Raw genomic sequence first — 26,088 nt, 5'->3', positions numbered from 1 at the left:
TGAAATGGCAGTTAAGAACGAACCAAAACTACCGCTTTTATGAATGAAAATCAGAAAAAACAATGGAGAGAAAGATGGTTAGCGTGTATCAACGAACTAACTTCATTCGAGCTTCAGCAGAGGTCTTGGCTTGATAAAACAAATACAAACCCTCATTGGTCATTCGTTGAGTTCATGTGTAGTTATTTTGATGATTTAGCCATTGATAATCGATATGAGCATCAATTACAGCATAAATGGATAACGAAAACAGAGTTTTCAATAATTGAAAAATGGCATGATCAGTTAGACAAATATGATACTCCTAATAATGATGATTACAATGCAGCTGAAATACTTAAAGACACAAAATGGCAAAGTATCGTAGAAAAAGGCTATCATATGAAAATTGAATTGAGTAAAATTATAAGTACTTCTGAAAAGCAAATATTAATGGAATAAGTAAACTATTCTTAATTCTTATCATCTTAAAAATCAATTGATAACACTGTGGCTGTAAAGTACAATTCACTTTAACAAAAAACTTTTATAACATAATCAAACTACATGGATACTATCACAAATGATAAATTTTGGATGTTAATTGAAAATGCCATCCAAGTTTCTAATAATGACGAAATTTTAAAAGAAAGATATATAGTCGAAGAACTAGAAAAACTTTCATTAGAAGAAATCAAAAAATTTGAATTCGATTTTAGAAGATATATCATCCAAGCTGATGACTTTAAAATTATAGCAGCTCAGAAAATTATTGAAGGCTTTGTATCAGATGATAGTTACTTATACTTTAGAAGTTGGCTAATTGGTCTTGGGAAAAATGCATTTTTTAAGATATTAAAGGACCCCGACTATTTAGTTCAATTTGTAGAAGAAAAAGGAATTTATCATTGGGAAGGATTAATGTATGTTTCAACAGAAGCTTACTCTAATAAAACAGGAAAAGAAGAAGATGAAACTTTCCCAAGAGATACTGCGATTGATTTAGGATTGGATTACGATTTTGGTGCACCCCCAACGAAAGGGAAAGATTGGACTATGGATGAGTTACCTTCTATGCTTCCTAAATTATGGGTAAAGTTAAACTAAAAGGTAAACATGATTGAAGTAACTTTCTATATCGCAAAAACTGATAGGTAGATATAACTTATACTGAAGTAAAACAAGTAGCATTCATTAAAGTAATTCAATATTCTATGGATTTTCGAAAACTTACGCCTGCTCAAACATATATGATTTTAAAACCAATAAAATCAAAAAATACTGATCTGATGAAGTATGCTTTATTAGATCTGCTTTACAAAGAAATCCTTGAGTTAGAACAGGAATGGAAATATCCTCATCCAAGAAGAAGAAGAGAAAGTTTGTTCATTTATATCACAAGAGGAAAGAATTTTGATCAATATATTGAAAAGCCTCATCAAGATATTTTTATTCAATCCTTTACATCAAAGAATAGAAGAATTCAGCTCAGAAAATTGATTAAAGAAGCACTACCCTTATGTAGTAATGGGCAAGGTTATAAAGCGTTGCAATTAATTAAAGAATTCAAATCATATGGTATTTTTAATCACGCTATATGTGTTAAAGACTTTAACCTCTTTTTTTTAAATTCAAAAGGCAGAAGTTTAAGAAATACGATCAAAAATACGTTATACCAACATAATGAGGTTTTAGCATCTGAAGATTTGTGCAACACAAAACTATCCAAAATAATAAAGGAACTTGGATCAAATATTTTCTTACTTGAGAACTTCAATAATGAATTAGTAAAAAAAGTTGATGTTAATATGAGATTCGAAGTAAAAAATGTAGTCGATATAGAGCCTGACCTAGAACTCGATACACTGTTTGAAGTATTGTCAACGCCTTTGTTTATGAACATTGACCTCATTGATTCCTTTTCTAGTATTTTTGATGCTAGTTACACTACTGATTTCAATAATTTTGACTCATCATCAGATTTTTCTAGTGATGATTTTTTTGATGCTAATGGGGATTACTAAGCCGTAAAACAATCATTGAGTACACTGTAAACTAAGTTTTCGAATATTTATGATTTTTAGAAATCAGGAGATTTCTGTTGATCTGTAGGACACGAATGCCGCTAACGCTTAACATTCGCGCCAGTGGCATTCTACCCAATTCGTTTGGCAGTACTTTCCTCGGCCTTGAAGGGAAAAGCGTGAAGAATTTCATGGAATGAGCCGTTAAAAATGATTTTCTTGTTTGAGCTTTAGCGAGTTTAAAATCATTTAGGCGAGAGAAATGGAATTTAGCTTTTGACTTCAAAGCCTTGAATTTTTTGCTTCGTTTTTGTTTTAAGACAAAAATGAAGAAGAAGGAAGTTTGAAAGTTGATCCTATAATTACATGTAGAAAGGTCAATCAAAAGTTGACGATAATTTAATTTACAATGTATTGAGTATATTGTAAACTAAATTATCGTTAATAATAGTATTTAGAAATCAGGAGATTTCTGATGATCTGAAGGACACGAATGCCGCTAACGCTTAACATTCGCGCCAGTGGCATTCTACCCAATTCGTTTGGCAGTACTTTCCTCGGCCTTGAAGGGAAAAGCGTGAAGAATTTCATGGAATGAGCCGTTAAAAATGATTTTCTTGTTTGAGCTTTAGCGAGTTTAAAATCATTTAGGCGAGAGAAATGGAATTTAGCTTTTGACTTCAAAGCCTTGAATTTTTTGCTTCGTTTTTGTTTTAAGACAAAAATGAAGAAGAAGAAAGTTTGAAAGTAGATCCTATAATTACATGTAGAAAGGTCAATCAAAAGTTGATGATAATTTAGTTTACAATGTATTGAGTGCAGACTATAAAAATTAACCATTAATCGAATGAAAAATCTTGTCATTTTACTTTTTTCAATATCAATAGTATCCTGTACTAAGGAAAAAAAGGGATTTTCTGATTATCTAGAAAGCCTTGATCAACTAGAGCTACCTCTGACTTTTAACCTTAACTCAAAAATGGATGCTTCCAAAAACTATGACACTGCCCTATTTGAAAAATACAAACATTCTTGGGCTTATGCTCCTTATGGTATTGCTTTTAAAAATGATAGTATAGTTGGCTTAATCGAATATTCAATCGGTGATAATGGATTAGTTCCACTCTTAACAACACTAGATAATAAGGGAAATAAAATTGACTCACTTAACCTTTTAGGGAATGTATGGTTTGGAGAAGAAGGTCAAACACTAGTAAGTACAGTCGTTAAGAACGATTTAAAGATAGTTCTTACTGATTCTTCTAAATCATGGCAGGTTGACGAAGATTATAATATAATTCCTAATACAACAGAGTTAAAAGTATTAATCTTTACATATCAAGTGATCGAAAATGGAAAAATTAAACGTATCAATATTAGCAAACCTATAATTTCAAAAATTCAATCATAATTGATTATGAAACTATTGGATAGTTATAAGTCAATGTTAAGAACAAACTATTTCTGATTATTCTCATAATTATATCACTCATGGCAAAAATTACATTATTTAAGATAAAATAAATATGAAAACAATAGGTCTAAATCTACTATTAGGGGTGGCAGTTGGAGATGCATTGGGTGTGCCGTATGAATTCTCAACGAGAGATAAAATGAAAAAAAGCCCTGCCAAAGATATGATCGGGTACCAAACACATCAACAGCCTCCTGGAACTTGGTCGGATGATAGTTCATTGACATTTTGCTTAGCGGAAACTTTAGTAGAAGGTTATGACCTAAAATCTCTGGCTCTAAAATTTATAAAATGGAAAAATGAATCGTATTGGACTGCCAGAAACAATGTTTTTGATATTGGAATGACGACCTCCATTGCTATTTCACGACTTGAAAAAATACTGGGAAAAGGAAACGATCAAGCACTTTTCGAACAAAAATTTAATGCTGAAGAAAAAGACAATGGTAATGGTTCATTGATGAGGATTTTACCTTTGATTTTGGTATTAAAAGGCAAAAATGATCATGAGAAATTTGAGCTTATTTGGGATAATTCGGCACTTACTCATAGACATATTCGAGCTGCTATGAGCTGCTTTATCTACTTAAAATTTGCAGAAAAAATTGTTGAAGGTTTAGAAAAACAAGAAGCCTATCAAGAGACAAGGCAAGAGGTGCAAAGCTTTTGGAAACAAGTCGACTTTCAAGAAGCTGAGAGAGTACATTTTAGTCGAATTATTCAAAATGATATCAATAATGTAGCGGAAGAAACCATAATGACAGGTGGATACGTGATTGAATCTTTAGAATCAAGTTTTTGGTGTATCCTAAAAACCGATTCATTTGAAAGAGCGGTTTTAAAGGCGGTCAACTTTGGACACGATACTGATACCACTGCTGCTATTACAGGTGGATTAGCAGGACTACTTTATGGAAGCGAAACCATCCCTAATTATTGGATCGCTTCTTTGGCAAGGATGGAAGATATCTATGACCTTGGCGATAAATTGGACTGTAAATTCAATTCCTAAAAACAACCATCATACAAATCTTTCACATTGTAAACTCAGTTTTCAGCGACTTATATATAAATCAGGAGGTTTCTGCTGATCTGTAGAACACAAATAACGCTTTTACTTAATATTTGTGCCATTGGAATCAAATAATGAATACTTATTCATAAAGTATTATTATAAGGCAAATCGGAGATGAAAAAAATAAAACATTGACAGATAACAACTTACAATACATGTCAATTCAGGTGATGTTAACCTTATAATAAGAAATACCAAACACATGTTAATTCTGTACAATAAAAATAAGAATTACGAAAATCGACATCATTATTGTATAGATGAAAATACTTTTAAACTTTCATTTTTTGACCTTCTGTTAGCTACCTTATGAAAAATAGGATCGTAAGTATTTTTCTACTTTTATTCGTTTTATCCACTTCTTTAAAAGCACAACTAAGGAATACATCCCAATTGTCACTTTCTCAATACACCATGAAAGTGTATACGGACAAAGATGGGTTTCCGAACAACGGTGCTTTATTTGTTCAACAGACTAATGATAAATACATCTGGATTGGAACGTACAATGGGCTAATACAATTCGATGGGGTGCAGAAGACATTTTTCACACCTTCCAATACCAAAGAGATACAGGGTAGAGTTTTTCAAGCCATGCTTGAAGATAAAGATACTTTATGGGTCGGTACTCAAGGAGGTTTGAGCAAGGAAACCGATGGAAATTGGAGTTCTTTCCAAACACAAGATGGGCTGCCAAGTAACATCATTGGAGCGATCAGTAAAGATCAAGAGGGTAAAATTTGGGTAGGAACATCTAATGGATTAGCCTTTTATGCTCCTCACGAAAATAAATTTATCACTGAAGGTATAACTCCAGAATTACAGAATACGCATATTTCAACCATTTATTCAAGCAAGGATAATGTACTTTGGGTGGGTACGAATACAAAAGGCTTGTATGGAATAGCGGATAATAAATTAATCCACTTCAATAAGAGCAATTCAAAATTCACCTCAAATCAGATCAATACGGTTTTTAAATCTCCTACAGGTCAGCTTTGGGTGGGTACAAAAGAAGGATTGTTTTTTATAGATAGAAATGAAAAAGTACAGCCTTTCTCGCTTCAAGACCAACTACCAAACAAACATGTTACAGCACTTTACGAAGATCAGTTTGGAGCCTTATGGATTGGTACAGAATCGGGGCTATCTAAGTTTTTTGATGGCAACATGAGTCATATCGTCAAAAATGATAAGATCGATAAGCATATTGTGCTTGATATAACGGAAGATCATGAGGGAAGTATTTGGGTATCCACTTATCATTCGGGTATTTACCTATTAAATCGCGGAAAGTTTATCACTTACCAAGAGGAACAAGGAGTAATTGATGATGTGATCTATTCTATCAGAAAAGGACATCATGAAGGCGAGTTCATTGTGGGTACTGATGAGGGAATTAGTATTTATAAAGATGGAGACTTCTTCACGCACCGTATCACCAAGCACTTGATTACTCCAGTAGTAAAAGATGCATTTGTAGATAGTAAAGGTGTGATGTGGGTTTGTTCTAAAAAGGGATTAATCAAAAGTACTGATGAAGGGCATACTACCAGAGTGCTTACTACGGCAAGTGGTTTATCGAATGATTATGCTCGTCAAGTGTTGGAAGACCATCAAAATAATATTTGGGTTGGTACAGCCAATGGCTTAAATGTGATTCACCCAGATGGTTCCATTGAAAAATTCTTTATGAAAGATGGTCTGATTGACAATTTTATTTTGTCGATGTACGAAGACAGTCAACACCAATTGTGGATATGTACTCGTGAAGGGATAACAACCTATAAAGAAGGGAAGTTTGAAAACTTTATGCAAAAGAATAATTTGAAAAATCAGATTGTATTTAAAGTTTACGAGGATAAAGAAGGAACGATTTGGTACGGAACAAACAATGGTATTTACTGCTATAAAGACGGTAGCGTTTTTGAATTTGGCAACAAAGTAATTGGTAATACCACTACAGTTTTTGATTTAGTAGAAGACAAAAACCAAACGTTTTGGGTGACCTGTAATAATGGTATTTATACCGTTTCAAAGCGTGATTTATTGGCTATTCGTTCTGGAGAAAAAGAAAATACAGCAATTAAATTATACAACCACAATGATGGTTTAGCGTCAAATGATGCCACTGCCAATGGTGTTTCATTAAAAAGAGAAAATGGCGAAATCTGGTTTCCAACGTTAGGAGGTATTGTGGTGGTAAACCCAGAAAACTTATACGTGAACCCCTTCCCTCCAAATGTATTGATCAATGAGGTCTACATTAATAATGAAGAACAAGATTTCAAGAAATCAAATGAGGTGACTATTCCTGCAGGAAATGAACGTCTTGAAATTAAATTTACAGGTTTAAGTTTTATCGCTCCTGATATAGTAGCCTTCAAATACAAGTTGACAGGTTATGATGAGGAGTGGATTGATAACCGTTCGTCTAGAAAAGCATTTTATACCAATATTCCTCCTGGTGAATATCAGTTCGAAGTGATCTCTTGTAACAATGATCAAGTGTGGAGCACAAACTCTGCAAAAGTGACCATTATCAAACTGCCTTTCTGGTATGAGCGTCCAATTGTTCAACTTCTTATTTTACTTGGTTTAATTGCATTGGTGGCATTGGGGTATAGAGTGAGAGTAAAACAACTTCAAGCACAGCAAGTAGAGTTAGAACAGAAAGTAGAAGAAAGAACGCTTGAGATTAAAACACAAGCAGACGAAATTCAACAACAGGCAGAAGAGTTACAGCAACAAGCAGAGGAACTGGAAATTCAAAGAGATCACTTGTCTGAAACAAACTTGATTATCTCTGAAAGAAATCAAGCACTTTACGATAAAAATGAAGAGGTTTCGAAACTGATAGAACAGGTTCAGGCAGCCAACTTAGATATCACCAGAAAGAATAAAAAGGTAACGGATAGTATTCGTTATGCGGAAACAATGCAACAAGCCATCTTACCGGAAAAAGACCTTATTTATTCTAATTTCAGTGACTTCTTCGCAATTTACCAACCCAAAGATATCGTATCAGGCGATTTCTATTGGATCAGTAAAAAAGCAGGAGACACATTATTTGTAGCTTGTGTGGATTGTACAGGACACGGCGTACCAGGGGCATTAATGTCGATGATCGGTACCAATTTGCTTTCAAAAATTGTCAACGAAAACAATATTCACGAACCGGATTTGATTTTAAAAGAGTTGGATTTAGGTATTAAGTCGGCCTTAAAACAAGAAAAATCAAACAACAAAGACGGTATGGATTTATCTGTAATGCGTATTGATCCATTCGTTGATGGAAAGAGCAAATTGCATTTCTCAGGAGCAAAAAGCTTTATTTTCTATTTTAATAGAGAAAAAGGTCAGCTAGAGAAAATCAATGGTAACCGCATTGCGATTGGAGGTATCCGTAAAAAGAAAGTAGAAAAGAGCTTTGATGTTCATACAAGATCCATCGAAAAAGGCGATAGAGTCTTCTTGATGACAGACGGCTACATTGATCAATGTAACAACGAGAGAAAGAAATTTGGTTCTATCCAATTAACTGCTCTTCTTGAACAAACCGTAGGACAGTCATTGACTTATCAGCATAATGCTCTAATCGATAGCATGAAAGAGTATCAAGGTCAAACTGAACAAAGAGATGACATTACCATTTTAGGTATTGAATTCTAAGCAATTCATTTCGTCATAAAAAATGGATATCCTTTTCACTACAGGGTATCCATTTTTTTTACCTGAATCACTTTCATCATTTTCAAAAGTATTTAATTATCTTCATTCATCACTTACAGCAGACTAAAAACAACAAGCAAAATTATTGAAATAGGCGAGTGACTTTGGTGTACCTGTTAGGATTTCTGGACTATTGTGAAACGATTTAATGTAGTGTAATTTAATAAAATAAAAATATGGGCCTATCAACACGAGCGACGAAGTATCTTCAATCTTTAGATAGAAACTTAGAGTGGACCTCAAATGAGGATCAAACAAAAGTATATTTGGAAAAACAGAATATCCGTCATTTTGAAGAGTTTCTAAAATATCAAACGCTTTATTCAGGATATAAACTAACGATTCAAGATCAACCATTAAGCTCGTTTTCTGTATCTCTATTTTCTAGAGATCAAATCATAAATAATGAGTCTCTAGATTTAGAAAAAATTGGGGATAAGTTTATAGAAATTTGCGGCGAACATATGACGGCTCAATTCACCTTTTTTATTACCGAAAGAGGTGAAATCTGTACATTAGATAATAATGGTTTACCAAATATTCTGCATAATTCATTCGAAAAAATGCTTGAAGAATATGCTTTAAAAAATGAAATTTATAATTGGCCTTCAAATCCCTACTATTTTACCATCAAGAATATAGAAGGTTTGATGAAAATAATGAATGATAAATTTCAAACAATACCAGAGTGCTCTGACGAATATTCTACATGGTGGAAAAATGACGAACTAATTGCCGTCAAAGGTAGAACATTAGATGGGCCTGACTCGTTTTTTCACGTCTATGGATTGACGAGAAACCAATGCGATGGTTTAATAGAAAAGTTAAAAGACCAAGGAATATTAAAGTAAAGTTACTTACCATGTTTCAAGTGTTAAGCGTTAGCGTCACTTGGAACTATTTATTGTCTCCCTACTTCGAATATATATATATATCACATTCTCATTCATTTCGAAGTCGGGAGACTTCGCCAATGTATCATCACAAGTGACGCCTACCGGCTTAACACTTGCGATATAAAAATGAGCAGATTACTTGCTCACCTTTTTCAAAAAACCAAAAAGGATGTAACTTCATTTGTGGCAAACAGATCTTTCACAAAACAGAAGTAAACAAATAAAAATGAAGTTTTATTCTTTACCTTTTCCTCTTTTTTTAGTCTCTCAGTGGTCATATGCTCAAAATGATATAAGAGTTGAAAATGTATCTTGACTTGATTGAACCGGAAAGGATTGTTCTACAAAAATCTTATCAGGCTCAGATTGGGGGTATCATGAAAGATCTTATGACCGAAGAAGAGTTAGAACAGGATTATCAAAAATCAATGGAAAGAGAGGCTAAAAAATTAAAAAACGTATTTGAATAAAAAGAACATAAGTCCCCTCATAATTCAAGGTTAGGTTATGAGGGGAACAATGACCTCAATATTGAGTTCAATTCTAGAAACTAAACTTCGGAAAGTATAAAATCATAATACACTACGAGATACTATAATTTCGCCCACTTCCAAACTTCCAGTATCAAGGTATTTATACTTTCAAAACCCCTCTCCTATACAGCTCCATCACAATATCGGCCTCATGAAAAGCATCGTCGGCTCCGCGGTGGATTTCGGTATAATCATTATCAGGAAAGAAAAAATCATAGGCTTCTTCTACTTTGGGCCACTTCCATTTTTTGTAATATTTGTTCCATGAAACCTTACAGATATCAGTAGATAACTGCATAGGGCAATCTAATTTTTTGGGAAAAGAAAAGTTTCTACTCTCTAAGAAATCAAAGTCGAAAGAACGGTTAAATGCCGTTGCTCCCAAAGTATAGGTACTAATGATTGATTGTACTTCTTCTCTTAAGTGTTCCAGGTTTTTACTGTATCGAATTTCATCAACAGTCATATAGCCATTACTCACAATCCAGCTATTTTCAACGCTTTCCAGTGTCATACCTTTCTCATGACACACTTTATCAAAAACGATTTGTTTGTCTCCGTTTCTCAAATCCAGCTCCACCATTCCAATCTCTGCAATATGCCCACCTTGATTGAGGAAACCTGTTGTTTCTATATCTATAATTAGTATTTTGTTATCCATCTTTTCTTTTATTTCAATATCACCCTCTCTTATTATTCTACCCCAATTTTAAAACATCAAGTTAAGGTAAATTTGTGTTTTTTGAAACGACTGTTCTTACCACATACCCCCTTGATTTCACATTAGCAACTAATAATCAGCTTATTCCATTTCTTTAAATAATACAATAAATTGTTTCACGTGAAACGTTTTCAACAACTTTAGACTTCTATTTATACTATTACATCTTAAAGTTTACCTTAAATTTTGGGTATTTTCTAACACAAATCACTCATTTTGAAGGGAAAAAATTATCTTTTCGTATAATTTTCATAAAAACCAATAAATCAGCGATTTAGGGTGATTCTTGGGAATATGATAAGGTGCAGTCCAAAAACTGACTTTGTATTTAACTACAACATCATTTTAATTTAACTCCTCCGTTCCAAAGTAGAAACGTAATTACTTTACGTCTCAAAAACAGTCTTGAAACCAATATTCATTTCCTCATCCCTACCGAAATCAATCCTTGTTTCGTAATACATTAGAATGTAAATTGAAACTGTCTCTCAACGATCTAAAAGCAAACTAAAGAGTGGTTGGGAGTATTTTTTTAGATAAAAAACTCTTTTAAAATATGCAATACCATCTGATTATAAATTTAGTCAAGCAAATTGTGTAACCTCTAATTGTTATTTAATGACGTTAAGCTCTGATAAAGGAGTAATTATTGAATTAAATTGATTTCAATACCAACTAAAATGAACTAAATATTGATGGCAAAAATTATAAAGCGTACTCTTATTCTAATCATTGCAATTTCTTGTTTTACTACAAACATACTTTCTTTCATCACAAAAATTTTCAATCCGGATTTTAAAGTTACTGATATCTATTACCAAATTAGAAATGATAAAGTTATAGATAAGGATATTGTCTTAGTCAATATCGGAAAGGCCTCAAGAGGAGAAATTGGAAAGCTACTTACAAAACTAGATCAGTATCAACCCGCAGTAATAGGTATCAACGCCACTTTTATGGGCAATTCGAGTTACTCAAACTCACATGAAGACAAAATTCTTTATCATGCTCTGAATAATATGCATACTAAAGTTATTCTTCCAAGTAGCGTAGTTAATGATGAAAAAAACAATCTACAACTTGAATTATCTGATAAGCCATTTACCCAAAATACGGATCATGGTTTTACACACTTCCATTATGATAATGATCAAAATGAAGTTGTTCGAAAAATGGTGAAGTATATAGATTTGGATACCAATAGGAAAGAACTTCATTTTGCCATAAAATTGGCAGAATTATATAATCATGATTTAGCATCCCAATTTTTATCTCGTAAAGACAGTATTGAAACTATTTTTTTCAAAGGAAATATTGAAATTTACCCGAAAGTAGAGTATTCTGAAATTTTGAAGGACGAAGACTTCTTATTTAATTTTTTAGAAGGAAAAGTTGTTCTCCTTGGATTTATAGGAGCACCTCATTCCGAAGATCTTGAAGATAAATTTAGGTCGCCATTAAATTATAATTCTCAAATTCCAGATATGTATGGAGTTGTTATTCTTGCAAATATTGTTTCCATGATCTTGGATCAAAACTATATTGATCACTTAGATTGGAGAGCAACCTATCTGATAGGAGGAATATTGTTAATTATTAATATTTTAATCTGCCTTTTACTACTAAATAAAAATTTTAAAAATTGGTATTATGTGATCACTTTTATTATGATTTCAAGTGAGCTTATAGTGATTTTTTATAGCATAATCTACTTATTCAGTATCTATCATATTATTGTAGATTTTCAACCCTTTGTATTTGGTTTAGTATTATCAGCTTATTTGACGAAAAACTATATCTAGAAAGCATAATAGAAATATGAAAACTCTTCTTACACTCATATTGACCTGCGTAAGTCTATGTACCTATGGCCAAAAACATCATTTTGGAACCTATTTTACAACAAAAAAAGATATCAGTTTTGAATCAGGTATTTTTGAATTTCAAGAAGACAATACTTTTAATTATGTATTTTTTAATTGTACTGGTATTGGGTTCGGGAAGGGAAAGTATAAAATTACAGAGGATGATTCACTACAACTTCAGTTTATGAATTGTACATACAATACTCTAAATGATGTTGAAATGATAGAAGGATCAGGAGATAGTTTACAAATTAATTTGATGATCAAAGAATTCGAAAGTGACCACCGATTACCAGGTACTAATGTCTCTTGCAAAAACGAAAAAATTGGTGTTGTTACTAATGAAAGTGGAGAAGCAAAATTTACGATCGGCAACACTAAAAATGATAAAGTTTTACTGATCCAATCGATCGGCTATGAACCTATTCAAATAAAAATTTCTAAAGATATAAGAGAGGTAAACGGTACTATTCATTTATCAAACTTTTGGTTTTATGATAGCACAGATATTAAGACTTATAAAATTACTAAATGGTCTAAATCAAAGTTGAAGCTAGAAAGGTACCCTAATGAAGTGATAACTTACGATAGAGTTCATTATAAAAAAATCGAGAATCTAATTACAAACAGAATAGGTGAAAAAGGAATAAAACTCTACACAAATATGAAAAATAAATAACAAGTTAAAAGCATGTATACGTCACACTTGGTTCAGTACTGGTGGTACGTAAGCCACAAGGCATTGTGGATTTACATTCAATTCGTTGAAATGAAAGAATACCTCTCTGTAGAGACGCAATGCTTTGCATCTCACGAACCACATCACGAAACATTATCATCACCATTTTTAAAAATATCATGACAGAAAACGAAATTATAAACAAAGCAATCCAAGAATTGAAATTAGCACAAAAGCCATACTTAATGTTTAAAGAATTTTCATTTTTAAGTGGACTGGAGTGGGGAGAAGACAAATTTCAAAAAATTAGATACCTCTTAATAAAATCTTCACCATTTGAAAAACATACTGATCACGCAATTAAATTATCTGAAGTAGGATTAGAAATAGCAAATAATCATAAAGATTGGTTCGCCTATAGGAAATCACTAGAACCTAAAACTGACTACGTAAAATGGATAGGGGTTAGTATTGCAGGCTTATCATTAGTTTGGAATGTTTATCAAGGAATCAGTAATAGTAAGTTAAGAGACGATAATCAAACTCTTAGAGAAGAAAACACCAACTTAATAAAAAAGCTTGAAAATTTAAACAAATAAAAGCCCCTCTTCTATTTAATGTAATTAACTAACTTAACTATTTATTTTAACTAAATAGAACAAAAAAATAAAGGTGATGCAGAACATCACCTCTATCACTACACTACGATTGATTTACTAAGATAAATTACTTTACTTAACTACCTTTTCATCTACAGAAGTGTATTTCACTATTGAAACCCCTATCGAATTATTGAAAATTTTTTATTTTTTTGCTCAACCTTGGAAATTGATGCTATTAGAGGCGATTAATGTGCTTGTTTTTTCTTTTTCTTCTTACCTGTTTCACCAGCTTCTGCTCTTGCTTTTCTTTTTTCCGCTCTGCGAATACGGTTCAATTCATTGACGTACTCTTGGTGCTTTTGAGTGGCAGAGATCAAGTATTGCTCATCCTCTTTGTGATTGTACATGTCCAACATAGGATCCTCTGTTTTTTGCATGTATTCCAACATGGCTTTTTCAAACTCTGCTTGTTGCTTTGCGTATTTTGGAGAGTTGATCACATTATTTAAACCGTTCGGATCATTTTTTAAATCATAGAATTCTGAAACAGTTCTGAAAAGGCAGAAATCTACACGCTCTTTCATTTCAGGGTTGGTTTCCGCTTCCGTTTTCATGGCTGTAAACGTTTTTCCGTTGATCGATGACGTTTTGTATTGTCTACCTCCTACGGCCCATGGTGAGAAGATGTACAAGTAATCGTGTGTTTGTACGGCACGCATTGGAAAGGCTTTGCTACCTGATGTTTCGTTGTAATGCGTGTAGATCATATCTCTGTCTTTTTGTTTCTTTCCTTTTAAGATGGGTAAGAAACTTCTTCCATCTAATGTTGCCGGTATCTCAAGGCCTGTCGCTTCTAAAAGTGTGGGCATTAAGTCGACCATAGAAACCATGTCTTTTTCATTCACTTGCCCTGCCGGAATATGGTTCGGCCACTTGACCATAAATGGCGTTCTTGTAGATTGTAAATACACGTTGGACTTGGCAAATGGGAAGGCCATACCGTTATCCGATAAGAAAATAATGATAGTGTTATCCGCTAAACCTGCTTCTGAAAGTGCTTCTAATAATGCCCCTACCGTATCGTCACATCTTTTTACTGAACTGAAATAGTTCGCTAATTCTTGTCTTATTTCTGGCATATCTGTTAAGAAACCTGGCACTTCCACTTCATCAGGAGTGTAGATTCTTGATGGTCTTTGTCTGCCATTTCTTTCATAGTTGGGGCTATCCACGAAAAACGGACGGTGAGGGTCATGAGAGTTGGCCATCATAAAGAAGGGTCTGTTTTCTGATTTTGCCTGTTCTAAGAATGTTTTGAAACGTGATTTATAAAGTTTCGGTGATCTTCCTGACCCTAATTCTTTGGAATCATAGGCATATTCCCACACGTATTTATCTACTTTTTTCGGTGTAGAGTGTTTTACTTTTCCGAGGATACCCGTTTTATAGTTCTTCTGTTTTTTCAATTCCTCTGCTAATGTAGGTACTTCCGGTTTTGAAGGGAAAAAGCCTGTCATACCACTGTTATTCGGGTAACAGCCCGTTCCAATTACTCCTCTTGATGGCATACAAACGGCTACTGTAACGTGGGCATTTGTAAATCGAATGCCTTGTGAGGCGAGTTTGTCAATGTTTGGTGTGATGTCTTCTACTTTACTTCCATTGGCACCGATGGAATTGAAGTCCATGTCATCGGCTGTGATTAATAGGATGTTCGGTGTGGAACTTTGTGCGAATAATGCACTGGAAAAAATGCTTACTAATAGGTAAAAACTAAAATTGATGATGCTTTTCATGATATTATTATTGAATGTCTCTTTATTCTATTTTAATGTCGCAAGTGTTAAGCCGTTACTTGTGATTCTATATTGTCTCCTGACTTCGAAATGTATTGGTTTGTGGTTCGAAGTCGGGAGACTTCGCCAATATTCAGTTCCAAGTGACGCTGTCGCTTAAACACTTGAAACAGAAGAACTTTTCAAAGCTTATGATCAGATCGTGCTGTCACTTTAATCTCTCGTAATGGAATACCTTTATCAATCTTGACATAATTATTAATTGTTGTTAGAATGAGCGTCCCTTTATGTCGTACCAAATAAGCGTCTACATTCGGGATAGGTTTCCATGTCAGTACTTTTTTGTTTTTGTCTTTGATACTGGTGAAAAGTTGGATTTGCTCTACTTTTGAAGCATCATTGACGGTGATAGGTTCGGGGTTTTTATTCCACCAAATATCGTCTACATAGATTTTTGAATTCTTTCCTTTGAAGACAATTTCCAATCCTTTCACTTTTCCTTTGAATTTGGAATAGTCAAAGACTAAATCCTGCCACTCTCCTGTTGTCGTATACGTTTGGACTTGCTGATTGAATTCCATTTCATCCCCTAGTTTCAAATGCACTTCCACTTCCGTTGCTTTTTTAGCATAGATTTTCAGATGGCAGTATCCTAATTCTCTAGGAGACATTGGAGCATGTGAAACACGGATTTTTGATGAAGGTTCCCCATCTTCCAGTACTAACACATGTTCGCTTTGGTTCAACCCCTGTTTTTTGGAGTTTTGAATGACTTCTACTTGCTGGAAGTGCTTACTTTCAAAACGCTCAGGGATGATTTCTTCAAAAGTAAACTGATTATGCACTTTGTATTTGCCCACTGCTGAAGGATTCCAACCCCAAGCAATTTTCGAATTGTTTTGATCCCATTGTGCATAAATTTCTTTAAGGTCTTTTACCTTATCGGGGTATTTTTCATACAAATCTTCCTTTTCATAAGGATCTACACTGATATGATACAGCCTTTCCTTTTTGGCTTTTTTATCATAAAATAGTTTCCAATCTCCATGACGAATGCACCATTTGTTGGCATTCTTCCAAAACAATTGTTGATGGGGTTGTTTTTTATCCGTGGTGACAAATGGAATTAAATTGACACCATCAATATGTTTCGGAAGAGGAATGCCCGCAAATGATAATAATGTGGGGTAGATGTCCATGCTTGATACCATAGGATCATAGGTTTTCCCGCTCGGTAATTGAGCTGGAAAGTGCATCAAGCAAGGGGTTTTGATTCCACCTTCATACAATGTTCCCTTTTCACCATTCAATGGTAAATTCAAAGAATAATTGTCTCCCGGTTTCCCTCCATTATCAGAGATAAAAACAATTACTGTATTGTCATAAATCCCTTTTTCTTTTAGTTTTTTGATGATTTTACCGATGTTCTGATCCATGACATACTGCATGGCCACGAGCTTTTTTCGGTTAGGATCTTTGATGTGATCAAACTTTGTCAATACTTCTGTTGGTGCTTCCAATGGCGTATGAACAGCATTAGGAGCCCAGTACATCAAGAAAGGTTGTTTTTGATCGTGAGCATCAATATAATCTATGGCCTTTTGACCGAATAAATCCGTCAGATAGGTCTTTGGGGTTTTGATAGGCTGATCATCTTCCATAAAAAACTGAGAACATTCGTCCTCAAAATAATAGGAAGAAGCACCACCTAAAAAGCCGTAATAATGATCAAATCCTTTTTGAAACGGTAAGTAGTTTCTATCCTCTTGACCTCCCAAATGCCACTTTCCGATGGCTACAGTCGCATATCCATTCTCCTGTAATTTTTCAGCGATGGTAGGGAATTGATCCGAAATACCCGGCACAACCTCTGGAGAAGGACGGAAAGGACCTGGATTGTCTTTGAAACCAAATCTCTGCTGATAACTTCCCGTCATTAGCGCAGCGCGTGAAGGGCCACAAACGGGAGCGGTGACGTAGCTATTTTTGAACACAACGCCCTTTTCCGCTAGTTTATCAATGTTTTCTGTAGGAATATCCTTGCTTAAATGATGATACCCCACATCTGCATACCCCAAATCATCGGCAACAATGATTAAAAAATTGGGGCGATTTTGTGCTAAGGAAGTACTTCCTGTTAGCATCAAAAACCATAGTATTTTTATAAGTACCTCTTTCATTAGGCTTGCTTTTTATCTTCTATTTCAATCGTGTTATTTTCTTCTATTGTAAAATTCGGAATGAGTAATTTGTTCTCTTTCGCTTCCTTCACTTTGGTTTTGAATTTTGAGATCGTATTTCTCGACATATTCAACATCTCACTCAACTCAATATTGCGGTAGGCGTCAGGTTGATAAAGTGTGATGTAGGAAAGGTAAAAGGCTTTGGTCAGATCAAACTTAACGCCATGAAAAACGGTATTGCTTGTGACTGAATCCACGTAACCGCATTTTGTACAACGCATCGTAAACGTCTGTCCTGTTTTAGAACCTGAACAATTGCCACACTGCTTACATTTAAAACCATTACTCCACTTTTGCTTGGCCAAATAACGCTTACATGCTGTAGCATCGGGGAAAAGATCTTGGAACTCTGTAATCGTTACTACTGAATTGATAAAACGCTTTTCTATGACTTTCTTGATTTCATCTTTCAGGTTGTAATTCGTGACATCGAGCTTATAATTGGTTTTGCCCAGCTTCTCTGCTCTTTGTGAAAGCTGTTGATTCAACTCCTCCAACTGAATTTCTCTTTTCTGCAGTTCCTCCGTTCTTTCCTTCACTTTTTGCTCCAATTCTTCATTGACTTTATTACTCAACTCAATGTTCTTTTTCTGTTCTTCAATCACCTGTTCGTGCATCAACTCCGTTATTCTTTGCTGATTCAATAGCTTACGTTGTGCTTGGTGTTCGCTTTCTTTCAAAAGACGTAACGTGTCATAAAGGGCGAAAGAGAAGGCGAGCATTTCAGCAATAACTGACATTCTGAAGCCATAAAAGGTGAAGAAGTTATGAGGGATGATACCGTACCATTTCAAATACCAAACAATACATCCTATCAAAAGGAAACTGATGCCTATGATATAATAAGGTGACATAGTGGATTTGCGGTAGATACTGGTCAACCCGAAAAGTAAAACGGGCAAGGTAATCACCAACGAGAGTCTTCCTTCTGAGGGAACCTCGCCCATTATAGTCAAAACCAATACCAGAAACTGAATGCCGAAAAGTACATTGATGGCAATATGATAAGACCTTGTCAAGTACTTTTTATCGACGACTTCTCTGATAAAATTGGTCACTGTCAGAGATACTGCAAAACTCAGAAAGGCATTGATAAAGGTATTGATGGCTGGCGTTTTGGGCCATAAAAACTGGAAAGCCACACCGTCATTGGTCATACTATACAAACACACCACCACGATATGACCGATATACGCAATGTATTTGAAATCTCTGATACTCGTCCAAAGCAAAAGAGAATAGATGGCCATGATGATAAACGCTCCATACTGCAAACCGAACCATAAATATTCTTTGGTAGAATACTGCACAAATCTATTGATGCTTCTGAAATTCATATGAAGGTCCACTTTCTTGTTACTATTGACTTTGACGTAAATCGGTTTTGAAAAATCAATATCATGCGTCAAGGGAATCACAAAGTTTTTATGGTCATACATTCTTTTGGCATAAGGATGAGAGGCTCCCATAATTTCCTTTTTCAGTGTACCGTCCAGTAATGGCAAGAAAACGAAGATCTCTTGAATTTTCTGATCGTAGATTTCAATGAGCCAATGCTTTGCGCTGTTGTGATCAATATTGACTTTAAACTTCAACCAATAGTTGGCTTCATTGTCATAATCGGCTTTTGAATAATGATCCGTTACATCGAATTTCGGATTCCTGACCAGTAGTTCCTCATAGGAGATCAAGCGTGTGCTGTCTTTCCAATAGGGAATACTTTCCAAGTTCAACAGTTGTTGTTGAATGGTGTCGTCGAGTCCAATCACTACTTCATTGGGACGTACTTCCGCTGAAAGCATCAGCGGGGTCGCCAAAATAAAAGCGATGATTGTAATGATATTTCGATGTAACTTTTTCATTATTCTTTCATTTCTTCTGTCAATGTTTGAGAATATGGTTCGTGTGAAGCCACTTCTAAAATATCGACAGCTATCCATTAATCTTTTTACAAGCTTTCTACATCCTACTTTCAAACTTCCTTCTTCTTCATTTTTGTCTTGAAACAAAAACGAAGCAAAAAATTCAAGGCTTAGAAGGCAAAAGCTAAATTCCATTCCTCTCGCCTAAATGATTTTAAACTCGCTAAAGCTCAAACAACAAAATCATTTTTAACGGCTCAATACATGAAATTCTTAACGCTTTTTCCTTCAAGGCCGGGGGAGCACTACCAAACAAATTGAGTAGAAAGTCCCCTGGCGCGAATGTTTAGCGAAAGCGTCATTCGTGTCCTACAGATCATCAGAAGTCTCCTGACTTCTAACCAAAAGGCCAAAATTGTCTTTCGAAGTCGGGAGACTTCGCCAATGTACAGTTCCAAGTGACGCTATCGCTTAACACTTGAAACATACCCCTAATCAAAGAGTAAATACCTGCCGGAAACTTTCAATTGATCCAATCCCATATAGCCACTGTTGCTATCACCCATGTGTCTATAAAGGACTACTACTTTCAGTTTTGTGTCATTGATTTGTACGCCTTCATCTGCATTATGATGGACGAAGAACCAGCCTTTTTCTGTTCTTTCATGCTGAGCTGTCGTGTAAACCAATGGCCAATTATCTATTCTTGAAGCCACATCATTATTAATGATGGCTTCATTGTATTCTGTTTCACCTACTACTCTGATTTCAATTCTTTGCTCACCTGTAATATCAACGCCCGCATTAAAGATGACACCTGTTTCGGTCATGATAGCTTGTAGGTTTTCTGCATCAAAAGAAGCCAGAGGTACCATGATGTGTTCTGCTTGAGAGTTGGATTCAACCGTTCTTGCATAGCACCTTGTGATAAAGTTTTCATTTCTACTTTGATCCGGATGGTTTTTCTTTTCTCGGTTGATATTCCACCAAGTGGTAGGAGCTGTAATTTCTGGTCCTGAAATCTGTTTGAAGAACATGTTTTCAAACTCAAACTCACTTAATCCTTCTGGCTTATAATTGGAAGTAATTGCCATTTCAAACAATGGTCGCTCTACCGATGAAACTACTTTAGTATGTAAATACAATATAGGGTTTTCTTGAGAAGCTCCATATTCATTTTCTGCCGATAGCACCACTTTATAGCTTGTATTTTCAACTACTCCTGTAAAATACAAATACCCCGAAGCATGTAATAATAGTTGCGTTCCCTCTGGAAGGGCTGGCGTAATATCGATCTTCACCTCTGACATTTCTGTTTTTTCCACCTCAACAGTTGCTCCCAAAACAACAGAAGAAAGTGGTTGACCTGTATTATCAATTAGTAATTCGATATTGCTGTCTTCTGTATCAATACTCACAACGGGCCTCCAGTCTTCTAAAAGCGTTCTGTAAGCTTGCGTAAATTCTGTAGCCCCCACTTCATTATTAAGGATCACATCGATCAAATAAGCCCCCAACTTTGTGGAGTCATGAGGAGTGTATTGGATCACACCCGTTTCTGTATTGATGGTAAAAGGGTTGATACTGTCTTCCACCACCGTAGTATCTGATGCTTGAATCCATGCCACTTTGGAGATATCATAGTTCAATGCTCCTTCCGCCATAGTTTCTGGTACTACACCTTCAAAAGAGACAGTGAACGGTTTTACCACATCATTTTCATGATATAATAAAGTTTGAGGAGCTTCTGCCGGTAACGTGAAGTCTACATTATGCTCTGTCAAACATGCCGTACAACTCAACATTGCCATTATATTTAATAGTAATTTTTTCATGTCAGTTCCGTTTACCAAAGGTTGTGTTGTTTAATATTCACATTGATCTGCAATTCATCCGAAGGAATCGGAAACACCACATGCTTCTCTTCCACTCTTTCTCCTGGTGCTACCAATTGGATTTCATGTGCTTCTCTGAAACTTGGATTCGCTCTGATGTTTTCACTCAAATCTTTCATGGTTTCCAATAGGATTCCCCAACGTACCAAGTCAAATCTTCGGTGACCTTCGTAGCAAAGTTCTCTTCGGCGTTCTTCTTGGATCAGCTTCATATAGTTGCCGTCCACTTGCATTAGCCCTTCTTCCAAGGTTCCTGCATTCGCTCTATTTCTTACCAATTCAATGTCCTGATTGGACTGTTCGTTTTCTCCTTGTAAAAGATACAATGCTTCTGCTCTCATCAATAAAACATCGCTGTAACGCAACAATGGGAAATTAATTGAAGTTCTATCTTTGTTGATGACGCCCATTTCTAAGCTTTCGGCAGTGTCATCTAATTCTCCGTTGGAATCTCTTCCCAAATCCAATCTTCTCCATTTCCCAGGGTACCATCTTAATTCATTTTTAGTGAAAACAGGAAAGTAAAAATCTCCGTCATTGTTGAAGCTAAAATTGGCACAATTCCATGCTTTTCTAGTATCTGTATTGCTATACAAAGCATTGTGCATGGTTGGGGCAATGTAACTGTTGGCCGTTGCGAAAGGTTGATTACCTGAAGTGAAGCTGATTTGTACTCCATTGAAATTACCGATTCTTCCGCCTAAATTTCTACTGTCAGAAACTGTAAAATCTACTTCCCACATCACTTCCACATCATTTCTGATGCCTTTGATTTCATTCAAGAAAACCTCTTCATATTCTGGTAAGAGCGTATGATAACCATAGTTTACCACGGCATTGGTGTGCTCTACTACTTTATTCAAACAGTAATTCTTTCCAAAATCACCTCCTTGCACTCTCGCCCCTGCCATGTTTAAGAATACTCTTGCCAAAATACCGTGAGCAATTTGCTTTGAAACTCTTCCGTATTGCTTTGGACGCTCATTCATCAATTCCAATGAGGCTTCCAAGTCTGCTACAATCTGATTATAAATTTTATTGGCTGGTACATTGGGCATATTCAAACCGTCTAAGTTGCCGTTGAGGTCGGTGAAATGATCCAAACGTAATGGAATATGCTCCCACATTCTTACCATATTGAAATAGAACATGGCTCTTAGCGTCAAAGCCTCTCCCAACATTAAGTCGTGGTCTGTTCTCTTTAAATTGGGGATGGTATCCAATGCAGACAACGACCCAATAAAGTCATTGGCAATATTGATAGCCGTGTAGCTATTTTTCCAGATTCTCGCCAAATCTATATCAGATTCATTGTATGACATTCGGCTTAATTCTTTTCCAAATGTGGCTCTTCTGTAAAGCATCTCGTCCGTTCCCACATTTAACCAAACCGAAAAATCTTCAGCATATAGGGTACGCAACTGTGCATAGACTCCCGACAAAGCTAAGGTTACTTCTCTGTCGTTTTTGTAAAAATTATCTCTAGTCAGTTCATCTTTGGGTTCTAAATCCAAAAACGAACATGCACTTAGTGTAGCGATAATGATGAATAATATGTAATTAAATCTTTTCATTTCTCTGTCAGTTAGAAGGATACTTGAAGACCAAGGACGGCTGATTGGGAAGCTGGATAAGAAGAATAATCAATGCCTCTATACATGGCTTGACTTCTTACAGAAACCTCTGGATCATAACCTGAGTAGTTTGTAAATACCCAAAGGTTGTCCACTGATCCATATACTCTGAAGGATTTGATTTTCAGTTTCTTCAAAAACTGCTTATTGACTTTATAGCCTAGCGTAATATTTTTAATTCTTAAGAAAGAGGCGTCTTCTATGAAGTAATCGCTCATTTGATGTCCTCCGTAAACTTGGTGGTAAGAGTATTCCAATCCAGGACCTGGTACTGCCCAAACGCCCTCTGAAGTTGGGTTGTCATACGACCACCTATTGGACACTTGCTCCAAGTAATTACGACCTCTTTGGCTTCCTACTACACCAAAATCAGCATTGTTGCCATTGAAAACGTCTTGACCTACTGACCATGTCAATAAGATGCTTAAATCCCAATTTTTGAAAGTGAAAGTGTTGGTAAAACCACCGTAATACTCTGGGTTCGGGTCACCGATGATTTCTTTGTCGTTTTCATCTATGCGTCCGTCTCCATTCAAATCACGGTATTTTGGATGCCCAGGTCTTACTTCTCCCGTTTGAGAAATGAATTCCGGTACACCTTCTTTCAGGGTCAAACTTCCGTCAGCACTTTTTATAAAATCATCTACCTGATACATTCCATCGTATCTGTAACCGTACATCTGCGTCATTGGCTGACCTACAAAAAGACCGTAATACAACTCTCCAGAGAACATTCCTCCTACATTGGGATCATACAATCTGAAATCTTCTCCATAGGATAACTTTTTGACTTCACTTCTATTAAATGAAATGTTGAAGTTGGTAGACCATTGGAAATGTTTTGTTCTTACATTGACGGTATTTAAGGAGAATTCTAATCCTTGATTGGCCACCGCACCGATGTTTTGCTTCACATTATTATAACCTGTGGAAGGAGCAATTCTACCGTTGAATAATAGGTTGTCGGTGAGGTTGTAGTAATATTCTACATCCAATAAAACTCTATTGTTGAAAAAGCCCATATCAGTACCCACATTAAACTGTTGGGTTGTTTCCCATTTGAGATCCGTATTGGCCAATTGTTTTTGATAGAAAGCAGAAGAATACGCACCGTTGAAATAGTAGCCTGAAGAGACGCCTACGGTGGGTAAGAAATCGAAATCGCTTACTCTGTTATTTCCTGTTGTACCAAAACCTACTTTGAATTTTAATTCATCAAAAACACCCCAATTCTTTACAAACTCTTCCTCTCCTGCTCTCCAAGCGGCTGAAGCTGATGGGAAAATTCCGAAACGGTTACCTTCTTTAAATCTTGATGAACCATCTGCTCTAAGTGAGGCCGTTACAATGTATTTGTTTTTGTAAGTATAAGAGACCCTGCCAAAACCTGACATTAAATTTTGTTGAGTGGCCGATGAACTAGGCATTTGAGCTACATTGGCAATCCCCATATTGTTCCACCCTAAATCATCCAATGGAAATTGATTGGCGGAAGAGGACTGATTGAAGCGTTCTGTGATTTGGAAGGATAAACCAGTGATGGCCTCCAAATGATGCCCGTTCTTCTTTAAGCTGTACGACAATACATTTTCATTCAAGAAGTTCTCTGTCTTCGATGCACTTAATGTACCGTTGATTCCTGCACCACTTCTGTCGGCTTGATTGGTGCCTGTATTGAAAAATGTTCTACCGTTATTGACATTGATCTGATACCCTACTTGTGTTCTAAACTTTAGTCCTTCTGCCAATTTCACTGTAAAGTTGACGTTGGTTTGCAAGGCGTCCACTTCGCTTTCACGGTCTGTATTATTGAGCGTTTTTGTGGGTGGATAGAAGCCTGCACTCAGTTCATCTTCGTCTTCCAAATCGCCATTTTTAGGGGTCATGGGCTTGAACATAATGGCTGATTTGATCGCTGAAACTTGTGCTGTAGATGTTTTCATTCCTACATGCTTAGAGTTGGCATAATTCAAATTCACACTCATATCTACCCATTTTCCTATGCTTTGATCCAACTTCAAACGTCCATTTAAACGCTCAAAACTTGAGTTCAACAATGTTCCCTGCTGATTGACATATCCTAGTGATGTAAATACTTTGGTTTGTTCTGAACCTCCTTTCAATGACAAGGTGTAATTCTGGAAAGGAGCCTGACGGAAAATTTCTTTCTGCCAGTTTGTATAATCTTCCTCTGTATAGTTAGATGATTCACCCCATGGGTCTCCTCCACCTATGGCGTGCTGTACCTCCACATAATCTTGAGGGCTTAATGTCTTAATTATTCTTTCCTCTGGAATTTGTGACATGCCCACTTTTGTATTAAAAGTGATGGTGGGTTTTCCTGCTGTCCCTTGTTTGGTGGTGATCAGAATTACCCCATTAGAAGCTCTCGACCCATAAATTGCTGTTGCGGAAGCATCTTTCAATACATCTACACGCTCTATATCTGATGGGTCCAAGCTAAACAATGTTGGGTCTTCTAATGGAAATCCATCAATCACATACAATGGGCTTGATGTTCCCGTGATGGTATTTGTACCTCTGATTTCAAAGTTCATCGCTTGTCCCGGTCCGCCTTCGCCAGAGTAAACCTGCACACCTGCCATACGTCCTTGTAGTAGCTGATCAAAAGAAGCGGCCGGCATGGAAGCGATTTCATCATCAATCACCACTGATTTGATGGAACCTGATACCTCCTTGGCGTCTTGTTTACCATAACCAATCACTACCAATTCATCCAACACCTCTACATCAGACTCCAAATGAATCACGATTTGTTTTTTTCCTTCTACGGCTACACTCTTCGTTTGATAACCGATAAAAGAAACTGATAGTGTGGCATTTTCTCTTACTCTGATAGAATATTTTCCATTAAAGTCAGAAGCTGTACCATGCTTTGTACCTTCCACCAAAATACTGGCTCCAGGAATAGGCAGATCGTCTTCTTGATCCAATACCATACCTGTCACTCTCACAAACTTTGGTTTTTCTTCCGTTTCATCTTGTGCCTGAACAGAGAGAGAACATGCAAAAGCCAATAAGATGAATATATATTTGTAAGTAATTTGTTTCATAATC

At 35.7% G+C, this 26,088-nt stretch carries 18 protein-coding genes; 11 read left to right on the top strand and 7 right to left on the bottom strand.

Annotation, left to right across the window (positions count from 1 at the left end; genetic code table 11):
* The first annotated feature begins 39 nt into the window (after window positions 1-39).
* The 8 genes from PL77_RS12565 (at window position 40) to PL77_RS31760 (ending at window position 9,650) form a co-directional block, all read left to right on the top strand.
* Window positions 40-441 (top strand): hypothetical protein, encoded by a 402-nt coding sequence (locus PL77_RS12565; protein WP_044205612.1) that lies wholly within the window; start codon window positions 40-42, stop codon window positions 439-441.
* A gap of 105 nt (window positions 442-546) precedes the next feature.
* On the top strand, window positions 547-1,086 hold the full coding sequence (locus tag PL77_RS12560; RefSeq protein ID WP_044205610.1) for a DUF4240 domain-containing protein: 540 nt from the start codon (window positions 547-549) through the stop codon (window positions 1,084-1,086).
* Window positions 1,087-1,193: 107 nt separating this feature from the next.
* On the top strand, window positions 1,194-2,003 hold the full coding sequence (locus tag PL77_RS12555; RefSeq protein ID WP_044205608.1) for a hypothetical protein: 810 nt from the start codon (window positions 1,194-1,196) through the stop codon (window positions 2,001-2,003).
* A gap of 847 nt (window positions 2,004-2,850) precedes the next feature.
* Entirely contained in the window at window positions 2,851-3,414 is a 564-nt protein-coding gene (locus PL77_RS12550) for a hypothetical protein (RefSeq protein WP_044205606.1), read from the top strand.
* 115 nt (window positions 3,415-3,529) lie between these two features.
* Window positions 3,530-4,489: an ADP-ribosylglycohydrolase family protein gene (locus PL77_RS12545; RefSeq protein WP_044205603.1), complete on the top strand. Its 960-nt coding sequence runs from the start codon at window positions 3,530-3,532 to the stop codon at window positions 4,487-4,489.
* A 372-nt stretch (window positions 4,490-4,861) separates the two neighbouring features.
* Window positions 4,862-8,224: a two-component regulator propeller domain-containing protein gene (locus PL77_RS12540; protein WP_082026517.1), complete on the top strand. Its 3,363-nt coding sequence runs from the start codon at window positions 4,862-4,864 to the stop codon at window positions 8,222-8,224.
* 236 nt (window positions 8,225-8,460) lie between these two features.
* On the top strand, window positions 8,461-9,135 hold the full coding sequence (locus tag PL77_RS12535; RefSeq protein ID WP_044205597.1) for a hypothetical protein: 675 nt from the start codon (window positions 8,461-8,463) through the stop codon (window positions 9,133-9,135).
* A 350-nt stretch (window positions 9,136-9,485) separates the two neighbouring features.
* Window positions 9,486-9,650, top strand: coding sequence for a hypothetical protein (locus PL77_RS31760; protein ID WP_156152346.1), 165 nt, complete (start codon window positions 9,486-9,488; stop codon window positions 9,648-9,650).
* 163 nt (window positions 9,651-9,813) lie between these two features.
* On the opposite strand, the gene PL77_RS12530 is transcribed toward PL77_RS31760, so the two are convergent.
* Window positions 9,814-10,374, bottom strand: a complete 561-nt coding sequence (locus PL77_RS12530; protein ID WP_044205595.1) for an exonuclease domain-containing protein — start codon at window positions 10,372-10,374, stop codon at window positions 9,814-9,816.
* Window positions 10,375-11,129: 755 nt separating this feature from the next.
* Here PL77_RS12530 and PL77_RS12525 point away from each other — a divergent pair.
* From PL77_RS12525 to PL77_RS12515, 3 genes are all read left to right on the top strand, one after another.
* Window positions 11,130-12,236 (top strand): CHASE2 domain-containing protein, encoded by a 1,107-nt coding sequence (locus PL77_RS12525; protein ID WP_044205592.1) that lies wholly within the window; start codon window positions 11,130-11,132, stop codon window positions 12,234-12,236.
* 16 nt (window positions 12,237-12,252) lie between these two features.
* Window positions 12,253-12,978, top strand: coding sequence for a carboxypeptidase-like regulatory domain-containing protein (locus PL77_RS12520; protein ID WP_044205589.1), 726 nt, complete (start codon window positions 12,253-12,255; stop codon window positions 12,976-12,978).
* 179 nt (window positions 12,979-13,157) lie between these two features.
* Window positions 13,158-13,577, top strand: a complete 420-nt coding sequence (locus PL77_RS12515) for a hypothetical protein (protein ID WP_044205587.1) — start codon at window positions 13,158-13,160, stop codon at window positions 13,575-13,577.
* 248 nt (window positions 13,578-13,825) lie between these two features.
* Here the strand turns inward: PL77_RS12515 and PL77_RS12510 are convergent, their stop codons facing one another.
* From PL77_RS12510 to PL77_RS12485, 6 genes are all read right to left on the bottom strand, one after another.
* Window positions 13,826-15,376: a sulfatase gene (locus PL77_RS12510; protein WP_052444363.1), complete on the bottom strand. Its 1,551-nt coding sequence runs from the start codon at window positions 15,374-15,376 to the stop codon at window positions 13,826-13,828.
* Between the two features lie 182 nt (window positions 15,377-15,558).
* The gene (locus tag PL77_RS30515; RefSeq protein WP_082026516.1) at window positions 15,559-17,556 is read right to left on the bottom strand and encodes a sulfatase; all 1,998 of its coding nucleotides are present in this window, start codon (window positions 17,554-17,556) and stop codon (window positions 15,559-15,561) included.
* Window positions 17,556-19,481, bottom strand: coding sequence for a 7TM diverse intracellular signaling domain-containing protein (locus tag PL77_RS12500; RefSeq protein WP_172665846.1), 1,926 nt, complete (start codon window positions 19,479-19,481; stop codon window positions 17,556-17,558). Before PL77_RS12500 ends, PL77_RS30515 begins: the two co-directional genes overlap by 1 nt.
* Before the next feature lie 491 nt (window positions 19,482-19,972).
* On the bottom strand, window positions 19,973-21,316 hold the full coding sequence (locus tag PL77_RS12495) for a hypothetical protein (RefSeq protein WP_156152345.1): 1,344 nt from the start codon (window positions 21,314-21,316) through the stop codon (window positions 19,973-19,975).
* An 11-nt stretch (window positions 21,317-21,327) separates the two neighbouring features.
* Window positions 21,328-22,950, bottom strand: coding sequence for a RagB/SusD family nutrient uptake outer membrane protein (locus PL77_RS12490; RefSeq protein ID WP_044205579.1), 1,623 nt, complete (start codon window positions 22,948-22,950; stop codon window positions 21,328-21,330).
* 11 nt (window positions 22,951-22,961) lie between these two features.
* Entirely contained in the window at window positions 22,962-26,084 is a 3,123-nt protein-coding gene (locus PL77_RS12485; RefSeq protein ID WP_172665845.1) for a TonB-dependent receptor, read from the bottom strand.
* Window positions 26,085-26,088 lie beyond the last annotated feature (4 nt).

The sequence above is a fragment of the Flammeovirga sp. OC4 genome (assembly GCF_000812565.1).
Lineage (GTDB): Bacteria > Bacteroidota > Bacteroidia > Cytophagales > Flammeovirgaceae > Flammeovirga.
This window is presented reverse-complemented; position numbering and strand designations above follow the sequence as displayed.